This window comes from Candidatus Symbiopectobacterium sp. NZEC135 (assembly GCF_025962695.1).
In genome coordinates, this window is sequence record NZ_JAGFPF010000934.1 from 1 (window position 1) to 831 (window position 831).

General features: G+C 57.4%; 2 pseudogenes. One reads left to right on the forward strand and one right to left on the reverse strand.

Annotation, left to right across the window (positions count from 1 at the left end):
• A pseudogene (locus J5224_RS31550) lies at positions 1-183 on the forward strand (hydrolase); the annotation flags it as partial.
• A 50-nt stretch (positions 184-233) separates the two neighbouring features.
• Here the strand turns inward: J5224_RS31550 and J5224_RS31555 are convergent.
• Positions 234-831: pseudogene (locus J5224_RS31555) on the reverse strand (MmgE/PrpD family protein); the annotation flags it as partial.

Genomic DNA, 831 nt, shown 5'->3' on the forward strand with positions numbered 1-831 from the left:
AAGCTGTTCCCAGAAAGTGCGGTGCAAGGGGCCTACGATAAGATGCACCGCGTGTGGAAATCACAAAATGCCGACAGCAAGCTGGAAACCAAAATGTGGCCTGAGTTAGGGCACGTGTTCTATCAGGAACAGCAGGCGGAAGTGTTTAGCTGGCTGGATCGTTACTTAATGCCAAAACCGTAATGTCATAGGCGCGGGGTACATCGCCGCGCCTATGGGTAGCGCTTTCTCCGTTAACTGAGCAACAGCTGATTCAGGTAGGCGATATCGCCCGGTTTATTCAGCGCGCAGCTTGCCTGAATCCGCGCAATGTCGAGCTGCGGCAGTGAGTGGATGTTTTGTCGCAGTTTGGCGTTCAGGTCTGTTTTGCGCGCTACGGTTTGCTGACGTGTGACGCACTCAGTCAGGCTTGAGCCATCTGTCAGGTGCAGCGTCACACGGTGAAAGCGCGCGTCAGGGTTAAGCTCATCCGGCGGTGCGCTGGCATCCGGTTGACGTTGCACTTTATCCGCCAGCGCCGCGATAACCTTATCAACCGGGCCTTCGGCAAAGCGCGCCAGCGTCAGTTCTCCTTCCAGCAGGCCCGCCGCAATCACATACTCCAGGCTGAAGCGTCCCTCCATGCCGGTGGTGGCTGTATGAATAAACGGCGCAACGTCTCCACCGGGGGGAAACGCAACGGTAATGCTCTCAACGCGGGCGATCAGCGAGTGGATATCATCGTGCTGCGCCAGCCATTGCTGGCGTAGTGCAAACGCGGCTTCTCCCGCGCTGTGTGTGCCGCCACAGGTGGGATAGCTTTTGAATTCCAGACCGGGCGTGACAATACGC